At 40.3% G+C, this 20,427-nt stretch carries 21 protein-coding genes, 1 tRNA gene and 1 pseudogene; 15 read left to right on the forward strand and 8 right to left on the reverse strand.

Annotation, left to right across the window (positions count from 1 at the left end; genetic code table 11):
- Positions 1–47: 47 nt before the first annotated feature.
- The 4 genes from ACT53H_RS09720 to ACT53H_RS09735 all read left to right on the forward strand — a co-directional run bounded on the left by ACT53H_RS09720 (position 48) and on the right by ACT53H_RS09735 (position 3,136).
- Complete coding sequence (locus tag ACT53H_RS09720) at positions 48–842, forward strand: thioesterase family protein (RefSeq protein ID WP_174731694.1); 795 nt, start codon at positions 48–50, stop codon at positions 840–842.
- A 118-nt stretch (positions 843–960) separates the two neighbouring features.
- Positions 961–1,548: a CDP-diacylglycerol--glycerol-3-phosphate 3-phosphatidyltransferase gene (gene pgsA / locus ACT53H_RS09725; protein WP_004795051.1), complete on the forward strand. Its 588-nt coding sequence runs from the start codon at positions 961–963 to the stop codon at positions 1,546–1,548.
- Positions 1,549–1,673: 125 nt separating this feature from the next.
- Complete coding sequence (locus tag ACT53H_RS09730; RefSeq protein WP_476009162.1) at positions 1,674–2,528, forward strand: methylated-DNA--[protein]-cysteine S-methyltransferase; 855 nt, start codon at positions 1,674–1,676, stop codon at positions 2,526–2,528.
- Complete coding sequence (locus tag ACT53H_RS09735) at positions 2,525–3,136, forward strand: alpha-ketoglutarate-dependent dioxygenase AlkB family protein (RefSeq protein WP_476009163.1); 612 nt, start codon at positions 2,525–2,527, stop codon at positions 3,134–3,136. Before ACT53H_RS09730 ends, ACT53H_RS09735 begins: the two co-directional genes overlap by 4 nt.
- 184 nt (positions 3,137–3,320) lie before the next feature.
- Here ACT53H_RS09735 and ACT53H_RS09740 read toward each other — a convergent pair whose 3' ends face one another.
- On the reverse strand, positions 3,321–4,094 hold the full coding sequence (locus tag ACT53H_RS09740) for an IclR family transcriptional regulator (protein ID WP_004795045.1): 774 nt from the start codon (positions 4,092–4,094) through the stop codon (positions 3,321–3,323).
- 367 nt (positions 4,095–4,461) lie between these two features.
- Here ACT53H_RS09740 and ACT53H_RS09745 point away from each other — a divergent pair.
- The 4 genes and pseudogenes from ACT53H_RS09745 (at position 4,462) to ACT53H_RS09760 (ending at position 7,924) form a co-directional block, all read left to right on the forward strand.
- A pseudogene (locus ACT53H_RS09745) lies at positions 4,462–4,594 on the forward strand (hypothetical protein).
- Positions 4,585–6,684, forward strand: a complete 2,100-nt coding sequence (locus ACT53H_RS09750; RefSeq protein WP_440202952.1) for an FUSC family protein — start codon at positions 4,585–4,587, stop codon at positions 6,682–6,684. The pseudogene ACT53H_RS09745 and the gene ACT53H_RS09750 overlap by 10 nt, the downstream one beginning before the upstream one ends.
- A complete protein-coding gene (locus ACT53H_RS09755) occupies positions 6,677–6,883 on the forward strand; it encodes a DUF1656 domain-containing protein (protein ID WP_004795042.1) in 207 nt (68 codons plus the stop codon). Before ACT53H_RS09750 ends, ACT53H_RS09755 begins: the two co-directional genes overlap by 8 nt.
- A gap of 39 nt (positions 6,884–6,922) precedes the next feature.
- Positions 6,923–7,924 (forward strand): HlyD family secretion protein, encoded by a 1,002-nt coding sequence (locus ACT53H_RS09760; protein WP_004795040.1) that lies wholly within the window; start codon positions 6,923–6,925, stop codon positions 7,922–7,924.
- Positions 7,925–7,979: 55 nt separating this feature from the next.
- On the opposite strand, the gene ruvX is transcribed toward ACT53H_RS09760, so the two are convergent.
- From ruvX to recN, 3 genes are all read right to left on the reverse strand, one after another.
- Positions 7,980–8,420: a Holliday junction resolvase RuvX gene (gene ruvX, locus ACT53H_RS09765; RefSeq protein WP_476009164.1), complete on the reverse strand. Its 441-nt coding sequence runs from the start codon at positions 8,418–8,420 to the stop codon at positions 7,980–7,982.
- Positions 8,420–8,974: a YqgE/AlgH family protein gene (locus ACT53H_RS09770; protein ID WP_003654562.1), complete on the reverse strand. Its 555-nt coding sequence runs from the start codon at positions 8,972–8,974 to the stop codon at positions 8,420–8,422. Before ACT53H_RS09770 ends, ruvX begins: the two co-directional genes overlap by 1 nt.
- Positions 8,975–9,099: 125 nt before the next feature.
- A complete protein-coding gene (recN, locus tag ACT53H_RS09775; protein WP_476009165.1) occupies positions 9,100–10,767 on the reverse strand; it encodes a DNA repair protein RecN in 1,668 nt (555 codons plus the stop codon).
- A 114-nt stretch (positions 10,768–10,881) separates the two neighbouring features.
- Here recN and ACT53H_RS09780 point away from each other — a divergent pair, with 114 nt between their 5' ends.
- From ACT53H_RS09780 to ACT53H_RS09795, 4 genes are all read left to right on the forward strand, one after another.
- On the forward strand, positions 10,882–12,192 hold the full coding sequence (locus ACT53H_RS09780; protein ID WP_476009166.1) for a tetratricopeptide repeat protein: 1,311 nt from the start codon (positions 10,882–10,884) through the stop codon (positions 12,190–12,192).
- 76 nt (positions 12,193–12,268) lie between these two features.
- Positions 12,269–12,595, forward strand: a complete 327-nt coding sequence (gene ppnP / locus ACT53H_RS09785) for a pyrimidine/purine nucleoside phosphorylase (RefSeq protein WP_004795031.1) — start codon at positions 12,269–12,271, stop codon at positions 12,593–12,595.
- A 102-nt stretch (positions 12,596–12,697) separates the two neighbouring features.
- Complete coding sequence (gene rlmB, locus ACT53H_RS09790; protein ID WP_004795029.1) at positions 12,698–13,447, forward strand: 23S rRNA (guanosine(2251)-2'-O)-methyltransferase RlmB; 750 nt, start codon at positions 12,698–12,700, stop codon at positions 13,445–13,447.
- A 35-nt stretch (positions 13,448–13,482) separates the two neighbouring features.
- The gene (locus ACT53H_RS09795) at positions 13,483–14,397 is read left to right on the forward strand and encodes a DMT family transporter (RefSeq protein ID WP_174726984.1); all 915 of its coding nucleotides are present in this window, start codon (positions 13,483–13,485) and stop codon (positions 14,395–14,397) included.
- Here the strand turns inward: ACT53H_RS09795 and coaE are convergent.
- The 4 genes from coaE to pilB are packed head-to-tail and all read right to left on the reverse strand — an operon-like array spanning position 14,394 to position 18,818.
- Positions 14,394–14,990, reverse strand: a complete 597-nt coding sequence (gene coaE / locus ACT53H_RS09800; protein ID WP_174726987.1) for a dephospho-CoA kinase — start codon at positions 14,988–14,990, stop codon at positions 14,394–14,396. The genes ACT53H_RS09795 and coaE overlap by 4 nt on opposite strands.
- A gap of 1 nt (position 14,991) precedes the next feature.
- Complete coding sequence (locus ACT53H_RS09805) at positions 14,992–15,852, reverse strand: prepilin peptidase (RefSeq protein ID WP_476009167.1); 861 nt, start codon at positions 15,850–15,852, stop codon at positions 14,992–14,994.
- Positions 15,852–17,078 carry a type II secretion system F family protein gene (locus tag ACT53H_RS09810; protein WP_174726993.1) on the reverse strand — a complete coding sequence of 409 codons (1,227 nt, stop codon included), beginning with the start codon at positions 17,076–17,078 and terminating at the stop codon, positions 15,852–15,854. The genes ACT53H_RS09805 and ACT53H_RS09810 overlap by 1 nt, the downstream gene beginning before the upstream one ends.
- A gap of 27 nt (positions 17,079–17,105) precedes the next feature.
- Positions 17,106–18,818 (reverse strand): type IV-A pilus assembly ATPase PilB, encoded by a 1,713-nt coding sequence (pilB, locus tag ACT53H_RS09815; RefSeq protein ID WP_476009168.1) that lies wholly within the window; start codon positions 18,816–18,818, stop codon positions 17,106–17,108.
- 291 nt (positions 18,819–19,109) lie between these two features.
- On the opposite strand from pilB, the gene tpiA reads away from it, so the two are divergent.
- The 3 genes from tpiA (at position 19,110) to ACT53H_RS09830 (ending at position 20,387) form a co-directional block, all read left to right on the forward strand.
- Positions 19,110–19,904: a triose-phosphate isomerase gene (gene tpiA, locus ACT53H_RS09820; RefSeq protein ID WP_312824127.1), complete on the forward strand. Its 795-nt coding sequence runs from the start codon at positions 19,110–19,112 to the stop codon at positions 19,902–19,904.
- 12 nt (positions 19,905–19,916) lie between these two features.
- Positions 19,917–20,246: a preprotein translocase subunit SecG gene (secG, locus tag ACT53H_RS09825; RefSeq protein WP_004795012.1), complete on the forward strand. Its 330-nt coding sequence runs from the start codon at positions 19,917–19,919 to the stop codon at positions 20,244–20,246.
- A gap of 56 nt (positions 20,247–20,302) precedes the next feature.
- A tRNA-Leu gene (locus ACT53H_RS09830) sits at positions 20,303–20,387 on the forward strand.
- The last annotated feature ends 40 nt before the right edge of the window (positions 20,388–20,427 follow it).

A 20,427-nucleotide genomic window follows, 5' to 3' on the forward strand; every position in this document is an offset into this window, starting at 1 on the left:
AATGATGAAAGATCCTCCCTAATAACACTTTTGTTTTAGGGAAAGGAATGTCTTTGCTGCAATTGTTTGAAGAAATAAAACAAAAGGAATGGATTGAAATACCTGAAGGGTGGTTGCAAGGACGAACAGTGTTTGGTGGTCTTGTTGCGGGATTACTGATGCAAAAAGCGTGCGCCAATATTCAAGATCCAAATAAAAGATTATTAAGTTCTAGTGTTACTTTTGTGGGGCCTGTACAGCAGGGGCCTGCTCAATTGACTGTTGAAATTTTAAGGGAAGGGAAATCGGTCACTACACTTGAAACCCGTTTATGGCAAGATGGCGCGGTACAAACCATTTTGGTTGCAAGCTTTGGTGTGCCTCGTACGTCGAATATTGAAGTACGGCAAGAACCTATGGTGCCAGTTTATGCACCACCAGAAGATTTACAACCGATTCCTTTTGCTAGACAAATGCCAGAATGCTATCAACATTTTGATGTATGCTGGGCAGAAGGTCATTATCCTGTTACAGGAAGTCAGTATGCTGACTTTGGAGGATGGTCAAGGTTCACTCCAGAGAAGCATGAAAATCGTCAAATGACATTGCCAGATTTAATTGTTTTGATGGATATTTGGCCGCCTGGTGTATTGCCGATGTTTAAACAAGTTGCTCCTGCAAGTTCTTTAACTTGGCACATTACCTATGTTCATCCATTTCCACATCAATTATGTGACTGGTTTAAATATAAAGTGGTGACTGAATATGCTGGTGAAGGTTATTCCACGGAATGTGCCCATCTTTGGGACCAAAATGATCATTTAATTGCAATTTTACGGCAAACTGTTACGGTATTTACCTAAGCAGTCCACTTCCTCGATTCGTATATTTCGTATAAAGTGGCTGTTACAGATAGATACAATATTGAAGAATGTATTTTTGTCTGTTACAAGATGCATGAAGACTAAATTGGCGGTGTTTATGACCACAGGGCGAATCCTGAATATCCCAAATATCCTAACGTTGGCGCGTATCGCGCTTATTCCTGTATTTTTGGTGATTGCGTATTGGCCGCCTGCAATGGGTATTGGTGAGCAAGCAGGGAATATGAGTCGTCATATTATCTTGACGGCTATTTTTGTGTTGGCTGCTATTACCGATTGGTTTGATGGCTATTTGGCACGAACTTTAAACCAGACTTCAGCATTTGGCCGTTTTTTAGATCCAGTTGCAGATAAGCTCATGGTGGCGGCAGCACTTATTGTTTTGGTGCAGTGGAATCCAACCATTTCAATGGCTTTTGCGGCAATTGTCATTATTTCACGGGAAATTACAGTTTCTGCTTTACGTGAGTGGATGGCAGAACTTGGCGCAAGAACGAGTGTGGCTGTATCGACAGTAGGCAAATATAAAACAGCTTTTCAGATGATTGCCATTAGTGTGTTCTTACTCAATTGGCAACCTTTAGAAATGTTGGCTTACGCGTTGTTATATACAGCCGTCATTTTAACTTTATGGTCAATGTTTATTTACCTTAAAGCAGCTTGGCCGTATTTAAAGCAACCTTAAGCACATATTGAATGATTAAGCCTTTCTATAATGAAAGGCTTTTTTATTTTCAAAAGTGCAAGAATCGGGTCGTCATAGGGCTTTAGCTACTTTAATGTAAGATATGAGAGCTAAGGAGGTGACACATGCAAATGCTTTCTTCTCGGCAATTTGCTGTAATTGCCAATGTAATTGAATATTTATATGAACATCTAGACCAACAACCGAGTCTAGACGATGTTGCGAGCCATATGAATTTAAGTTCAGGTTATATCCAACGTCAGTTTCAGGAATGGGTGGGGATTAGCCCGAAAAAATTTGTCCAATATATGAGTTTGCAGCAGGCTAAATATTATCTGCTACAAAAGCGAAGCTTATTAGAAACCGCTTTAAACACAGGTTTGTCGGGTACTGGTCGTTTACATGATCTGTTTATTCAGCTCGAAGGGATGACACCTGGTGAATATAAACAGCAAGGTGAAGGCGTTATTCTTAATTATTCGGTTGAGACCAGTCCATTTGGTGAGGTGTTGGTGGTAAGTAGTGAAAAGGGTATATGTTCTATAAGATTTATCGAAACTCACGAGAATATTGAAGATTTAATTAAACAGTATTTTCCAAAAGCTCAATTGAAAAATCAGTCAACGATTTGGCATCAACAAGTTGCAGAATGGTTCGAACAAGATTTTTCAGAACACTTACAGCAGAAACTTCCTCTTAATTTGGCTGGAACCCCATTCCAGCTGCAAGTTTGGGAGGCTTTACTGACCATTCCAGAAGGTCAATTACGAACCTATCAAGATATTGCAGAGCAAATTGGCAAACCTAAAGCAGTTCGAGCCGTTGCTACAGCAATTGGACAAAATCCGATTGCATATTTGATTCCTTGCCATCGAGTGATTCGTGCAACTGGAATGGTTGGAGAATATCATTGGCAAAAGGGGCGTAAATTGGCATTGTTAGCTTGGGAGATGTCAAAGCAACACGGAGAGACCGTATGACCTTGGATTTATTTTCTCCAGAGCCTTGTGAGAATTTATTACCCTACGATGGTGAAGTTCAGGACTATGGTTGTATTTTAAGCCCAGAAGAAGCTGAACAATATTTTCACTATCTTTACCAGCACCTCGCGTGGAAACATGACGAGGCTAAGTTGTATGGCAAGCACTTTATTACAGCTCGAAAAGTTGGATGGTATGGAGATGATTACTATCAATATAAATATTCGGGTGTGGCACGTGATTCGTTGCCGTGGGACAAAGCACTCGCCAAATTAAAACAACAGGTAGAGCAAATACTTTCAGAGAAATTTAATTCTTGCTTAGCAAATCTCTATGAAGATGGAACTCAAGGCATGGCTTGGCACAGTGATTCGGATGTGTCTTTGGCAAAAACCACAACAATCGCTTCTTTAAGCTTTGGTGCTACCCGCAAATTTTCTTTTAGACATATTCAAAGTAAAGAGAAAGTTGAATTGTGGCTCCAACCAGGTCAACTCATTGTGATGCGTGGTGAGACTCAACAATATTGGCAACACCGTTTAAATCGTTCAACAAAGATTTTACAACCACGTATTAATCTTACTTTTCGGCAATTTCAGTTCTTATAAAAATTGGGCAAGAAAAAAGCCCATGATGGCAACATGAGCTTATTCCTCTGAGGGGGATGCTTCTATTGATGAGCTGCTGATGAAAAGAATCACCAATAGGAGCTAAAATCATAATATGAGAATATTATGAGATATTCAATATTTTAAAGTGTAAGAAAAGGTTAAATTATCATAAGGTGGAGTTTTAGATTTCACCTTTTTCAGATAACTCCATAAAACGCTGCTCAATAAGTGCTGCATTTTCTTGTAAAATTTCGATGAGCTTTTCAACATTTAAAAAATCAAAACGATTTTTAGAGGCAACTAGAGTTAAAGCTAAAGGCACTTCTTTGTTCGAAAAACGTACTGGAACGGCAAGCCCAGAAACATTCGGGTCAATCTCACCTTGTGAGAAATAGAAGCCTTGTTTTTTAATTTTTCGCATACGCTGAATAAAGCTCGGTTCATCTTCAGCAAAACCTGATTGTTTTAATTCTTGCTGATAACGATGATAGTAATCTTGCATCCGTTGTTTACTTAAATGAGAAACCATCGTTTTTGGAGATGACCCAACGTAAATCGGTCTTGGGCAGCCTCGACCATACGAGAGTAATTCGGTGTCTTTAAATATTTCATGATGAATGTCAATGCAATAGTCATCATTTAAATAGGTGAGCAAGCAGCACAGTTCGGTACGTTCTACAATATTTCGCATAAACGGGGTGCTGATTTGAACTAATGGGTCTGTTGTCCGAGATATATAGTCAAGAACTGCAATTTTTGAGCCTAAGGTATAATCGCCAGAGGTTCCATTAATGCGTTTTAATAGATCAGTAGACACCAACTCTTTTAGGTAACGGTAACTGGTTGGTTTAGACAAGCCAAGTTCTTCGCAAATAATATCGACATTAATGACTGGACGCGAAACTGAAAATAGGTCCAGTACGGTTAAAATTTTGCCAAAACTTGAAATTGCCATAGTGTCTTGTTCGTATCCTTTAACAATGAGTCATCTTTGAGTTTTTATAACAGAAAAAAAGAGAATTTGTCTCAATTCTAAAATAAATGTCTGATTTGAGTATTTTACTCTGACAAAGAGAAAACTTCTCTTGGCTAATACATCATATACGATAATAAAAAAATATATCAAATTATCAAATAGAGATATTTTAGTTGACTAAATTGCTTTATTTTGAAAAAATTGGCAAACAAAATATCTAATTGAGAAATTAGTCCGTTCTAGGCGAATTTCTTGATACCTCTTCTTTCCAAAGTTTGGCCGTTTAAATAGCGCCCAAATTGAAATCATCTGGGCCAATCAGGCAGGATGTGGAAAAATCATTGTATTGAAGGATGCTCCTCATCTCATTTGCTTTTTAGGCAAATGGCAAAGTTTTGTTGTCTCTAGAAAGACAATTTAACATTGAAGGGCATGCTCATCAGTTCAAATCTGTATTTGAGATGAGTTCATGTTATTAAAGCAAATACTGGCATTTCGCCCGAGTAGGCTTGATCTGATCTTTGCAATAAAAACATTTATTGCCGGAATGTTGGCGTTATTTGTTTCATTTGAATTAGATCTGATTAACCCGATGTGGTCGATTGGTACAGTCTTGATTATTGCCAATCCTTATTCAGGGATGGTGTCCTCTAAGTGTGTCTATCGTGTTATAGGAACGATGGGTGGGGCAGTGGTTGCCTTAACGCTAACGCCACATCTCATTAATACACCTTGGTTGTTTACCGTGGTCTTATCACTCTGGGTAGGGTTTGCACTTTATGTATCTTTACTTGACCGGACTCCACGCAGTTATGCTTTTATGCTGGCGGGTTACTCGACAGCCATGATTGTCTTCAATGCGATTACGTATATTGATCAATACAATATTTTTGATATTGCTTTAGCTCGGGTCATTGAGATTTCGATTGGGGTGATTTCAAGTGCTGTGGTTTCTGCCACGATTCTTCCAATGCACATTGGTTCTGCGATTAAGCAGCGCGTCATCAAAACGCTTAAAGATACAGAAAATCTGTTTGCTAATTTATTAACTGCTGACCCTCAGAAGAACAATACGCAACTTTTAGCCACTATTACTCGTGATACCACAGATATTCATGCTTTGGCAGTACATTTGAGTTATGAGAAGGGTGAGTTGCATGGCATGACCAAGCCCTTACAGGAAATGCTTCATCAAATCTCAATGGTCGTTGCGAATCTGGTCGCTTTATCTGAACGTATTAAGCAGCTTCAGGAACTTCGGTTTATCGAAACACATTCAGAAAAACTGCAACAGCTCTCAGCGCATGTTGTTCATTTTCTGGAGCAAAAAGATTTAATTATTGATGAAAATATTTTGCAGTTGCCAGATGAGTTTGAAAGTGATTTCTTGAGTTTGATGGAATCGGCTTCGACACATCAGCAAGTTTTGGTCGCAGCTATGAAAATGGATGTACGTCATTTCATTAGTAATGTTTTAGCGGTTAAAGTCTTGTGGCAAAGAATTCAGCAAGGCAACAAAGAAATCCCTGACAACATTACGCCAATGACCACCAAATATCCAAGTTTACATCGTGATCATGGTGTGGCTATTCGAGGTGGCATTAGTGCAGTCCTTATTACATTTATTGTGACTGGGGTCTGGATTATTTCGGGATGGAAAGCTGGATTTATGATGGCGCAAATGGGCGCAGTAACAGCATGTATTTTAACGGCCTTAGATAATCCTGTTCCGGTTTTGCGTATTTTTATCTGGGGCAGTATTGCTTCAGCAGTTTTAGTTTTCGTTTATGCATTTGGTATTTTCCCTCATGTCACCACATTCTGGGAACTTGGATTGGTTTTATTGCCGATGTTCCTGTTTGCTGTGTCTATGATGGCCAATCAAATGCTTATGCCAGTAGGCATGGTCTTGGGTATTAATACCATGATGGGCCTAAATCTACATAATGCTTATAGCATGGATGCGGTGTCTTATCTTGATGGTTCTTTTGCCATGATCTTAGGTGTCTTAGTGTCTTTAGTTGTCATCGACGTTGTTCGTGCAATGTCTCCAGACACGAGTGCCAGCCGTATTCTGGCCTTGCATTATCGTGCCATGAGACAAGCGATCTATTTGCCTTATGGTCTTGATTTTAAAGTTCATCTGCGCAGTATGCTGGACCGAATTGGAATTCTTAACAGTAAAGTAGTGCAATCTAATGAGATTAAAACCTCAATTCATCAAGCTTTGATTGAGTCGAGCAGTATTGTCGATTTAAGTAGATTACAAGAACTGGCAAATCAGTCTCCGCAAAATTCGGAACTGGCTCATCACATCGGAAATTTGCAACAAAATCTGGATGAACTGTTTAGAGCCAAAGAAAATGATGTAGATAATACGGTGGCTCTGGTTGAGCAAATCCATCACGGTTTATTTGAATTAAAACAGCTTGCTTCAAATATTGAAGATATGACGATGCGACAAAGATTACTCATTTCACTTAACAATATTGCTTATAGCATGTGTCATGTTTCATCAGATCAAATGAATGAGAACAGTACCTTGAGAGGAGCGACAGCAAATGGGTGAGTTTAATGTTTATGGTATTTACGTGCCTTCTTTGCTCGTTCAAGCCCTCTTGGCATATATATGTTTTCGTGGGTTAAGTCCTTTGACCAACAAGTGGATTGCACAAGGCTGGATCGCATTACCTAGTATTTTCAATTTGTGCTTTTACCTTTTATTGCTTTTGGTAATACATCAAATTTTTGTTGGAGTGGGTGCATAGAGATGATTGCGAAATTAAAGATTGAGTTAGGTGAGTGAAATGAATCAGGTGGATTTGAAAAAGGTCATCCGTCCAGTAATTTTGATTGTCGCATTAATGGTGGCGGTCTATACCATTGTGCATTTGTGGAACTACTATAATGCAGCGCCGTGGACACGCGATGGTCGAGTGCGTGGTGATGTTATTCAAGTATCTTCGGATGTCGCTGGCCTTGTCACAGAAGTATTGGTTCAAGATAACCAGACTGTAAAAAAAGGTCAGGTGCTCTTTAAAATTGATGTTTCTCGTCGAGCTTTAGATGTAGAGCAGGCCAAATCGGATTTAGCAAAAGCAAACGCAGCCTTTGCTCAAGCGCAGGCGGGTTTGGCACAAGCAAAAGCGAACTTGATTAAATCGGCGAGTAATATCAAATTGGCCGAGAAAAATGCCGGTCGTTACTCGAACCTAATGGATGGCGCTATCTCTAAACAAGAACAAGACCAAGTGTTTGCCACACGTGATCAATCTCTTGCAGAACATGAGCAACTCCAAGCAGCAATTCAGCAAGCTGAAGCAACTGTTAAGCAACAACAGGCCCTCATTGAGGTTGCAACGAGCAATTTGCATTTGGCCGAGCTTAATATGCATCGTGCTGCGGTAATTGCTCCAGCTGATGGTACGTTATCTAACTTTGATATGCGCCCAGGTAACTATGTTCAAGTTGGACAGGCTGTTGCAGCATTACTTGATCGTAAACAGCTCTATGTGGTGGGTTACTTTGAAGAGACGAAGTTAAATCGTATTCATGTAGGCGATCAGGCTACTGTTCAATTAATGGGTGATAACCAGAAAATTAAAGGTCATGTACAAGGTATTGCATCGGGTATTGAAGATCGTGAGCGCTCAAGCAGTTCTAAGCTTCTTGCTAATGTAAATCCAACTTTTAGTTGGGTTCGTTTAGCGCAGCGTGTGCCTGTGAAAATTGTATTAGATGAAACACCGAAGAATGAACTTGCATTTGTCTCTGGACGAACTGCGACTGTGCATATCGTTGAAAAATAAAATCGAAGTGATTTAATTAAAAAAGCATGTAGTTTTAATTACATGCTTTTTTGTTTTATGGCGTTAATCCAACGGGATTTCGATACCAACTCTGAATGAGTAGTGCAGCAGCAAAACTATCTGCCGAGAGCTTTTTTGCGCGGCCCTGTTCTTGGTAAAAACCTAGCTCTTCTCTCGCTTCACGTGTAGTTAAGCGCTCATCCACCATTAACGTTTCTATGTTGGTTTGATGACGTAAACGTCTCGCAAATTTGCGGGCACGTGTAGAGAGCTCTGACTCGCTATCATCCATATTTAAAGGTAAACCCACCAAAAATAAATCAGGTTGCCATTCTTTCACGATTTTTAACAGCTGATCCCAGTTTGGAATACCATCTTTCATCACAAAAAGAGGGAGGGGATTGGCACTTTCAATTGAAGACTGGCCAATCGCCATTCCCATTTTTTGAGTACCAAAGTCAAAAGCCATAATCGATTTTGATAGTGTCTCGGTCATTAAGCGTGTCCGATTTCAGAAGCTAACCACGCACGATCTACACCGATTTTTTTATAAGCTGCATCCCAACGGTCGTCGTAAGGTAGGTTAAAAATTAGGTCCATATCGGCATCACAAATGAGCCAGTCACCACGCGTAATCTCATCTTCTAACTGATTTTTGCTCCAGCTCGCATAGCCTAAAGCAATCTGATATCGACCGACGCCTTCATTATGGGCAATCGCATCCAGAATATCTTTACTGGTGGTAATACAAACATTTTCACCTACAGCAATAGATGAATGCCATGTTGGTTGTCCGGTATGAAGAACAAATCCAGCTTCGGGACGTAATGGGCCACCTTGTAAAACCGCATGTGGATTTACATTGTCTGCTTCAATGTCGAGATCATTGAGTAATTCTTTAATTTGAATACCAGAAGGACGATTAATAATAATGCCTTGAGCACCTTCTTCATCATGACGGGCAAGATAAATTACAGTGTTTGCGAAAAAGTCATCTGCCATTTCTGGCGGGGCAATCAGACAACGGTGAGTCAGATATTGTTTGGTCACCTAAGCGGTTCTCCCTCAAAAAATGTCACTAGAGGGCCTCTCGACCCTTTTATCTATATAGGTTCTTTTTATCAACATACAAGAGTTAATCGGATTTCGCCAATCTTTTTCTCTCATTTTCTTTATTAATTTGAAGAAGCCTGAAATTTAAGTTGGCGTAATTGTTTAGCATGCTGCAAGGTTGTTTCATTAATTTCCACACCCCCTGACATGCGAGCTAACTCAAAAATGATTTGATTTTCATCAAGTTCTACAATTGTACTGCTGGCTGGGTCAGTTTGTTGTTTTTTCACTAATAAATGCTGATCAGATTGTGCAGCAACTTGTGCTTGGTGAGTAATACATAAGAGTTGGACATGTTGTGCCAAGTCAGCAAGTAAACGTCCTACAACTTCTGCGGTACCACCACTAATCCCGACATCAATCTCATCAAACACCAAAACTTCAGATTCAGTTTTTTCTGCATTCATGACTTGCATTACGAGAGCAATACGAGAAAGTTCACCACCTGAGGCTACTCGTGCCAATGGTTGTGGAGGAATGCCTTTATTGGCAGTAAATAAAAGTTGAATAAAGCTTAAACCCTCTGCACCTGGTTGCTCTAATGGTTCGAACTTAAACTCGAAGTGTGCCTCTGGTAGGGCTAAAGGTTTCACTTGTTCAGTTAATTGTTTCGCAAGCGGAGCGGCAGCTTCACGACGAATATTGTCTAAATGCTGAGCTTTTTCTAAAAACTCCTCATGCGATTTTTCAACTTGTTCTGCCAATGTTTCTGGGTCTTCAAGTTGGTGCAATTGCTCAAGCTCACTTTGCCAAGCTTCATATTCTTCTTTAAGTGTTTCTGGTTGAGTGCGGTATTTACGTGCCAGACGATGGAAAACTTCCAATTTGGAATTTAGTTCTTCCATCCGCTCGGGATCAAAACTTTGACGATCTATAAATTGACGCAAGTTTGCCGTTGCATCGTCTATTTCACTTTGAGCATTAAGTAGAGAATTATAGATCTCAGAAAGTTGTTCGCTGCGCCCCGCATGGGACTCTAATCTGCGAATAATCGAAGATATTTCTTGAGTAATGTTCTGCTCAGCTTCATCTAAGACATTTAAGCTAAAGCTACAGTCTTGCATGATATGTTCATGATGGCTAAGTCGATCAAACTCTTGCTCAATTTCTTTATAGTCGGTTTGAATGACCTCTTCGAGTTCTTCAATTTGGTGCTCTAAAGTACCAATCCGTTGTAGACGGGTTGCTTGGGCGTCTAGGGCTGCTTGGTGCAAACGAATGGTACGTTGCCATGAGCTATAGGCTTCACGTACATCATTAGCTTCAGCATAAAAATTGTTATAACGGTCTAGCCAATGCTTTGGATAAGGCGGTTCAAGTAGCTGCTGCTGGCTGTGCTGACTATAGAGTTGAACCAGCAAACGCCCTAACTCTTTAAGTTCAGATAGACTGCTCGGGCGCCCATTAACCCATGCCTTACTACGGCCAGTTGCAAAAATAACACGACGTAAATGAATTTCCCCAGAATCATCAGCTAGCTCGTGGTCTTGGAGCCATTTTGCTTCAGGACTATTATTTTGATAGGTGAAAACCGCGGTAATATCCGCTTTGTCCGAACCATAACGGACATAATTTGTATCTGTACGTTCCCCGAGGCAGGCAGAGAGTGCATCCAGTAATAATGATTTTCCGGCACCTGTTTCACCTGTTAGAACATTAAATCCCTGTTCTATATCAATAGCTAAATGATCAGCTAATGCAAAATTAATTAAAGTTAAATGTGTGAGCATAAACGCATCCAACGCGCCAAATTATGGGTTAAAGATAGAGAAGTTTTGAATTTGCTACAAGTGATCTATTATTCTAACTGAAATTATAGAACAGCAAGATTGCGGATATTTACAATGAAAAAAACATTCAGCTTACCGAAACCACCCACAGGGATGGTCAATCGTCATAAAAAAAACAATCCTGCGGAAATGAATAAAATTTTAAATCAACATTTTAATGCATTTAAACAAGCAGCTGCACAAGGTGATTATGCCAAAGCTTATCAACATGTTAAACAAGCTGTTAGCTTAGTTCCTAAGCATCCGGGAGCTTTATCTGACTTGGCTTATACCGAATTACGCTTAGGCCGTTATAACGAGGCCTATCAACATTATTTACAAGCGATTCAGGCCAGTGGAACTAATGTAAATACAAACTTATATGATGGACTCACAGAAGTTTGTCATCATTTAAATAAAAAAGAAGAAACAATCAAATTTGGACGCTTAGCCATTACAACAAAAAAAGAGCTAGCGAAGAGCGAACCTATTTTATCGATTCCAGATCATGCACCACCAGCATTTAGTACAAACCCTGAAGAAAATATTATTGCCTTCTCATTATTTGGGGCAAATCCTCGCTATTGTGAAACCTCTATTTTAAATACTCAGCTAGCCAAACAGATTTATCCAGAATGGACGTGTCGATTTTATGTCGATGATAGTGTGCCAGTACTGGTACAACAGCGGTTAAAAGAAAAGGGCGCGCAAGTCATCCAAGTTACAGATCCTCAAAAACAACTATCTGGACTGTTTTGGCGCTTTTTTGTGATGGATGATCCTACAATTAAGCGTTTTCTAATACGTGACGCCGATTCTATTGTGTCGCACCGCGAAAAGGCGGCTGTAGATGCATGGCTCAAAAGTGATAAATGGTTTCATTTAATGCGCGATAATTATTCTCATACTGAGTTAGTTTTGGCTGGAATGTGGGGCGGATGTACGGGGATTTTTCATAATATTGAAGCACATATCAGAGATTATGTTGCCACCGGACGTTATCTAGATAATCGGGTGATGGATCAGCATTATTTGCGTTACTGTATTTGGCCGACTTTAAAACAAAGTGTGTTGATACACGACAGTCAGCAATTTGATCCGGAGGCTATCGATTTTCCAGCTTATGATCTGGCGTTAATGCAAAACGACAGTGAAAATTTTCATGTAGGGATGAATGACGGTTCACCGGTAATTGCTACAGCAGTTGTCCATCCAACCGCGCAAAGAGTGTGTTGGGTACTCCTAGATGAAAATCAGGTCGAAGTTTGCAGATACGATGCAATTGTGTCGAGTAGTCGAAATATTGAGATTAACTTACCTTATGCTTTTGCCAAAAAAATTCAGGCACAGCAGTGGAAATTACAAGTCTATCCGTATGAAAACTGATTGATTAGTTATTTAGGCACAATTAAACTACATTCATCATAATTTATATAAATACGGCATTATCTGGAGAATCTGCATGAGTTCAACCCAATTTGATCATGTAACGGTCATCAAAAAATCAAACGTTTATTTTGGTGGAGCATGTATCAGCCATACCGTGCAATTTGAAGATGGAACTAAAAAAACATTAGGTGTTATTTTGCCGACTGAACAAGCTTTAACTTTTGAAACGCATGTTCCTGAGCGTATGGAAATTATTTCAGGTGAATGTCGCGTAACAATTGCAGACAGCACTGAAAGTGAATTGTTCCGTGCAGGTCAATCATTTTATGTACCGGGCAACAGTCTTTTTAAAATCGAAACTGACGAAGTACTCGATTATGTGTGCCATTTAGAAGGCTAAGAAATTCCTGTTCAAATCGGGTACACTATGCTCAAAGAAATCCTGTGAAGTTGGCTTTGCAGGATTTTTATTTTTTTGCTCAAACGTTGTTAGAGGTCATGCATGGCAAAACAGGAATATTATTATGGCGTTCATTCAGTGGAGTCATTGTTAGAACTTGAGCCGGAGCGTGTGCTAACCCTGTTTACTTTAAAAGGACGGGATGATCAGCGTTTGCAAAAGATTTTGCAATTGGCAGAGCCTTTTGGAATCAGTGTACAAAAAGCAAGCCGCGATAGCCTTGAGAAACTTGCAGGTCTACCATTTCATCAAGGTGTAGTTGCCGCAGTACGTCCACATCCTGTCTTGAATGAGCAAGACCTCGATCAAATTTTAAGAGAAACTCCGGATGCTTTGTTGTTGGCATTGGATCAGGTGACAGACCCGCATAACTTAGGAGCCTGCATTCGTACCGCCGCTGCGATGGGCGTGCAAGCTGTTATTGTGCCTCGTGATCGTTCGGCTAGTTTGACACCAACTGCTCGTAAAGTTGCAGCAGGTGGAGCCGAGAAAGTTAAATTTATTCAAGTTACGAATTTAGCTCGTACATTGGCTCATCTTAAAGAAACAACTCATGTACGCGTAATTGGCACTATGCTTGATGAAAGTGCGTTGCCACTTCAAAAGTGTGACTTCTCTGGCGCAGTTGTAATTGTAATGGGAGCTGAAGACACAGGTTTGCGTCCTATTACACAGGCGCAGTGTGATCATAAAGTTTATATTCCGATGTCAGGAAACCTACAAAGTCTAAATGTCAGCGTAGCGACAGGTATGGCACTTTATGAGGCTTGCCGTCAGCGTTCTGAGGTATAATCTCACTGCCTTTCTAGTTTTTAAGTCATCTTGATATGTCTCCCCGTAAGCAAGGTTATTTCTTTGTATTGGTGACCATGTGCATTTGGGGCGGGTTTACGCTTTTTGCCCGTTTAAATGCACAGTGGCATATCAGTGCTTGGGACATAGCCGCATTGCGTTTCGCTATAGCCTTTCTAATTTTAATGCCTATTCTAATCTATAAAAAAGATCTCGCTTTTTTATGGAGTAAGCATGCTGTTATTTTAGCCTTGATTGGCGGGGTCATTTATTGTCTCACCGTCTATACCGCTTTTCTCTATGCTCCCGCTGCGCATGCTGCAATTTTCTTAAATGGTTGTATTCCAATTTGTACTGCGTTTGCAGCATACATTTTATTTAGACAGCCGTTTGATAAGCATACCTGGGTGAGTCTGGTAATTATGATTACTGCCTTGACTCTCATGAGCGTGTTGATGTTGCAAGGTAATGCTTCTGCTTTTGGCGTGGGTGATTTACTTCTTTTTATTAGTGCGATCTGGTGGGGTATTTTCACTGTATTACTTAAACAGTGGAAACTTTCTGCATGGCACTCTATGGCAAGTGTTGCGATTTGGTCTGCAATTATTTACTTACCCATCTATGCTCTATTTTTACCAAAGCATTTCATGGAAGTTAGTCCTATCCATTTAGCGATACAGGGCATTTTCCATGGTGTGTTTGTGGTTATTATTGCAACTCTGACTTATGTGGCAGCGATTCAGCGACTTGGCGCTTTTAAAACAGGAAGTATTGTAACTTTAGCGCCATTTATTGCTGCCATTTTAGCTGTACCTTTACTCGGTGAAGCATTAAGCCCATCTATTGTTGTAGGTTTGGTTGGAATGGGAATCGGCGCCTTACAACCTTGGCGATGGTTCCGACCAGATAGCTTGGCACAACAAATTAAGCAGCAAAATAAATCAAATTAGTTTGTACGCTTCAAATAGCTTTGATGTAACGGCTCTAATTGCTGATGTAAATGTTCGAGCAATCCGTCATTAAACACAATGTCATTGGCAAGTTCACGTTTACGCTCACGTGGCATTTGTGCTGCAATAATTTTCTGGATTTGTTCTTGATTTTGCCCATCTCGCTGGCTTGCACGCTGAATTTGAGTTTGTTCACTCGCATCAACTAATAGAGTGTGATTAACCAATTCATGCTGGTTGGTTTCAAAAAGTAGGGGTGAAACTAGAATCACATAAGGACTTTTTGGGTTTTGCAACTGCTGAATAATAGATTGGCGAATAGCTGGATGCGTGATTTTTTCGAGTGTTTGTCTTGCTTCAGGATTTTGAAAAATATATTCGCGTAGGGCACGACGATCGAGATTACCATCCGATTGAAGTACCCAATCCCCAAAAGTTTGTTGGATTTTTTGCAGGGTAGGTTGGCCTTTTTCAACCACTTCGCGAGCAACGATGTCGGCATCGACGACTTGTATTCCTTGGGATTCAAACCATTGTGTTGCAGCAGATTTTCCACTGCCAATACCACCTGTGACTCCCAGAATAAAAGCCATCTTAACCTCCCAAATAGATTTTCATAATTTGATCACCCCATAGAAAGGCAACCCAACCCGCAATGGCAATATAGGGCCCAAAAGCAAAGGGCTGATTATCATTGCGCAATTTTAGTAAAATGATGCCAATAATTGCACCTAGTAAAGATGACAATAACACAATTAATGGCAGCATCAATGGCCCCATCCACGCGCCTAATGCGGCAAGCAATTTAAAGTCGCCGTAGCCCATGCCTTCTTTGCCTGTAATCACTTTAAATAAGTAATACACAATCCAAAGACATAAAAAACCAATCAGGTAACCCCAAATGGCTGAGTTAGGCGAGGTGTAAATATTAAAGGTGTTAATGCTCAACCCAAGCGCAGCTAAAGGTAGAGTAAAACGGTCGGGTAGCAGCTGAGTATCAAAGTCTATAAAGGTGAGGGCAATCAGGACCCAAGTCAGAACTAGTCCCAAAAGCATTTGTATGGTTGTACCAAACACCATGACTACTACTAATGAACATAGCATGGTGAGTAGTTCGATGGCTGGATAGCGAATACTGATTGGATGCTGGCAATGGCCACATTTACCTTTTAAAACCAACCAACTGATGAGAGGAATATTTTGATACCAACGGATAGGTTGATGGCACTCTGGACATGATGAAGCAGGTTTACTTAATGTTAGTTTTCCGTGGTCAATAATGGGTTGCTCAGGATTAAGCAGCATTTGGCATTCTTGCTGCCAATCTTGTTCCATCATTTTTGGGGTGCGATAAATCACCACATTCAGAAAGCTACCAATACACAGGCTCAATAATGCAACTGCAATATAAAGTGCAGTTAAGTTTTGAATAAAATAAGCAATAATTTCTTGCATTATACAACTGAGCCCATTTGGAAAATTGGAAGATACATAGCAATCACCAGACCGCCTACAAGTACCCCTAAAATTGCCATAATTAAAGGTTCCATCATTGAAGTTAAGCCATCAACGGCATTATCAACTTCATTCTCATAGTACGTTGCAACTTTATCGAGCATGCTGTCTAGCGCACCAGATTCTTCACCAATTGCGACCATTTGTATAGCCATAGATGGAAAACGATTTGAAATGCGCATCGCAAATTGGAGTTGTTGACCTGTAGCAACATCTTCACGAATTTTCATGACAGCTTGTTCGTAAATAATATTATTGGTTGCACCAGCCGTTGATTCAAGCGCATCAATGAGAGGAACACCAGCTGCAAAAGTTGTTGCTAAAGTACGGCTGTAACGGGCAATAATCGCCTTATAAACCAGATCACCAAAGATGGGTAGTTTCAGGGCAAGTTTGTCTAAACCATCACGAAATTTTTTACTACGCTTTTTAGCTTCCAGAAATGCGGCAATGATTGTCCCAATCACAAAAATCAGAATGAACCAGTATTCCTGCATCCATTTCGACATATTTACGACCATTTGTGTAAAAGCAGGTAGATCTGCACCAAAGGAGGAAAATAGATCTTGGAAGACGGGAACGACTTTAACCATCAAAATAATAGTAACAACCACAGCAACCACAATAACCGTTGCTGGATATTTCATAGCTTTCTTAATTTTCTGTTTAAGCAACTCACTTTTTTCTTTGTAAATTGCCACGCGGTCCAGCATGGTTTCAAGCGCACCAGACTGTTCGCCAGACTCTACAAGAGAGCAAAACAGTTTATCGAAGTGCTGAGGATACTTTCTTAAAGCTGAGGCAAAAGTACTACCACCTTCAACTTCACCTTTAATACCGAGTACCACCTCGCGCATAGCTGGGTTTTCTAAACCTTCTGCCACAATTTCAAAGCCTTGTACTAGTGGGACGCCGGCTTTCATCATGGTTGCAAGTTGTCGTGTGAAAATCGTGATATCGAGCGTTGATACTTTTTTCTTAAATAAACCTTCAAGAATATTTTTACGCTTTTCCCGAATATTACGGACAGTTACACCTTGTTTGCGTAGGGTGACTTTAGCTAAAGCCATATTTTTAGCTGGAAGTTCCCCCTTAATTTTTACGCCTTTACGGTCAACCCCATCATAAGCAAAAGTCGGCATCAATTGTGCCTTTTTGACAGTCATGACATTATCCTTATTTTAAATTGTCTTTTATTCACTGGTTACGCGGTTGACTTCTTGTAAAGAAGTAACACCTTGCATAACTTTCTTTAAACCTGAGCGACGCAGATTATTAAACCCCAGTTTTTCAGAAGCGGCAGCGATTTCTAACGCATTGCCATCTTCCATAATAATCTTGGAAATCTCAGGTGTGACTTTCATTACTTCATAAATACCAACTCGACCTTTGTAGCCCTCACGACATTCTGGACAACCGACTGGTTGAAAAACTTGAAAATCGGGATGCATCAGATCTTGTTCGGTAAAACCCATTTCCAATAGGCTTTGTTTAGGAATGTCAGTAGGTACTTTACATTGAGAACATAGTCGACGTGCCAAACGCTGAGCAATGACCAGATTGACTGATGTTGCAATATTGAAAGACGGAACGCCCATATTGCGTAGACGAGTCAGTGTTTCAGGAGCACTGTTGGTATGTAGCGTGGACATCACCATATGACCTGTCTGAGCAGCTTTAATCGCGATTTCAGCTGTTTCTAAATCACGAATCTCACCGACCATAATAATGTCAGGGTCCTGACGTAAAAATGACTTAAGTGCAGCTGAAAAAGTTAGACCTACCTTAGGGTTCACATTAACCTGATTAATGCCTTCAAGGTTAATTTCGACTGGATCTTCGGCAGTAGAAATATTGGAACTTTCAGTGTTTAAAATGTTGAGGCCTGTATATAAAGATACAGTCTTACCAGAACCTGTCGGACCTGTGATTAAAAGCATACCTTGTGGCTTATCTAAGGCTTCCATAAAGAGTGCTTTTTGCTCTTCTTCATATCCTAGTGCATCAATTCCCAGCATGGCACTCGATGGATCGAGAATACGTAGAACTAACTTTTCACCAAATAAGGTCGGAAGAGAGTTCACACGAAAATCAATTGCTTTAGATTTTGATAGCTTGAGCTTGATACGACCATCTTGAGGGACACGCTTTTCAGAAATGTCCATTTGAGACATCACTTTTAAGCGTGAAGCCAAACGATTAGCCAGTTGCAAAGGCGGATTTGCAATTTGACGTAAAACGCCATCGACCCGATAACGGACCCGATACGATTTCTCATAAGGTTCGAAATGTAAATCAGAAGCCCCCATACGAATCGCATCAATCAATAACTTGTTAATATATTTAACAATAGGTGCTTCATCGCCTTGTGGAGTATCCTCATCCTCTTCTGGAGCAGCTGAGGTATCAAGATCTACATCTAGATCAAACTCTTCATCGCTAAACTCGAAACTACTTTCTTCAGTAAATTGCTGTACCAGAATTTTCTCGAGTTTATGATACTCGACAATAACCGGCTCAACCATAAGCTTGCTGTTGAAGCGAATAGCATCAATAGCATCAATATTGCTAGGATTACTGGTTGCAACATATAAAATCTGTCCTTTTTTTACGAGAGGCAAGATCCGATGTTTTAAAATCAGTTTCTGGTCGACCAAATCTTTAGGAATCTGGCTGACATCGTAAACGTCCAGATCAAAATATGGCTCAGCAAATTCAATAGAAATTGTTTCAGCTAATAAAGAAGGGGAGAGATTAACCTCTTCAATCAGGTACGCAACAGTATCCTGTTTAGCTCTTTTTGCTGCATCTAGTGCTGCCTGCATGGTCGCTGCCGACACATGTTTTTCTTCGACTAATCGTCGAAAAAACCCCGAAAATTTTGGAGATGTATGTATGACTGACATCTGCCTACCTGTGCTCATATGTTTATAATTGGTATATAAAAAATTATACTTTTGTTATCTAAAATTACTACCTGAGAAAATGATGCTCTCGTCTTGATCCATATATTAAAGCTTGAACCAGTCGAAGTTTTTATTCATTAATTTTTAAAACGCGGAGCTTTAGTCTTAATAAAGTTTTATGACTGTTTTCAAATAGTAGAAAAGATATGAGCAAAGCCGTTAAAGAAAAGTATCTGAAATTTGTAGAAATGCGTGTAGAATGTGCTGCATTTTTGATGAAAGGTGAGCCGTATGTCGGGTTCGACGATTACGCCTTGGGTAGTTGGCAACTGGAAAATGAACCCAATGCGTGCCAATGCCAAACAACTTATAGAAGAATTTAAACAACTATTGCAACAAAACGAAATTGCAGATGAAAGCTGCCATGTCGGAGTTGCTCCGGTTTCTATTGCACTTACAATGGTACAAACCCAATTGCAAGATGCTGCAAAAACAGTATATACAGTTGCACAGGATGTATCGCGTGTAGCAGGTACAGGCGCCTATACTGGTGAAGTCAGTGCAGAATTATTAAAAGATAGCCAAATTAATTTTGTATTGGTGGGTCACTCTGAGCGCCGTGATTTGTTAGGTGATAACGTTGAAATTTTGAAGGCAAAACTCCAAAATTCTTTAAATGCAGGCTTAACTGTCATTTATTGTGTGGGTGAAAGTCTCGAACAGCGTGAACAAAATTTGGCAGAGCAGGTTGTATTGCAACAGATCTGTGATATAGCACCTGTAGTGACTGCAGAGCAATGGCAAAAGCAAATTGTAATCGCTTATGAGCCAATCTGGGCAATTGGTACAGGTAAAACTGCTTCACCACAAGATGCACAGGCAATGCATGCTAAAATCCGTGAAGGTTTAAGTCAGATTACTTCTGCGGGTCCAGACATTGCGATTTTATATGGCGGTAGTGTAAAAGCTGAGAATGCAGTCGAGTTGGCAGCATGTCCAGATATTAATGGCGCGTTGGTTGGAGGTGCTTCGTTAAATGCAGCATCTTTTTATCAAATCGTACATGCCTTTGCACAAAGTAAATAACGAGGATAGGGTATGCACTCTTTTGTACTGATCGTACATATTATTTTAGCGGTACTGATGATTGGCTTGATTCTAGTCCAACACGGTAAAGGTGCGGATGCTGGTGCTTCTTTCGGTGGTGGCGGAGCAGCAACTGTATTTGGCGCATCGGGTTCAGCTAATTTCCTTACTCGCCTTACTGCTATTTTAACGGCACTGTTTTTTGTGACGAGTTTAACCTTGGCTGTTTTTGCAAAAAAACAGACGACTGAGGCATATAGTTTGAAATCTGTACAAACAACAGCACCAATTCAAACAACATCGCCTGAAACTTCACCAAATGCACCAAAAACGGGTCAATAATTCGAAATAGGGCTTTCCTTTTATAGTTGGAAGGACTAGAATGCGTCCCACAAGCTGCGGTGGTGGTGGAATTGGTAGACACGCTACCTTGAGGTGGTAGTGCCTTCGGGCGTGGGGGTTCAAGTCCCCCCTTCCGCACCAACTTTGAACCAGAAAGTTGAGTGCAAGCAGTTTTTTGATG

It is taken from the genome of Acinetobacter sp. DMC2 (assembly GCF_056314305.1).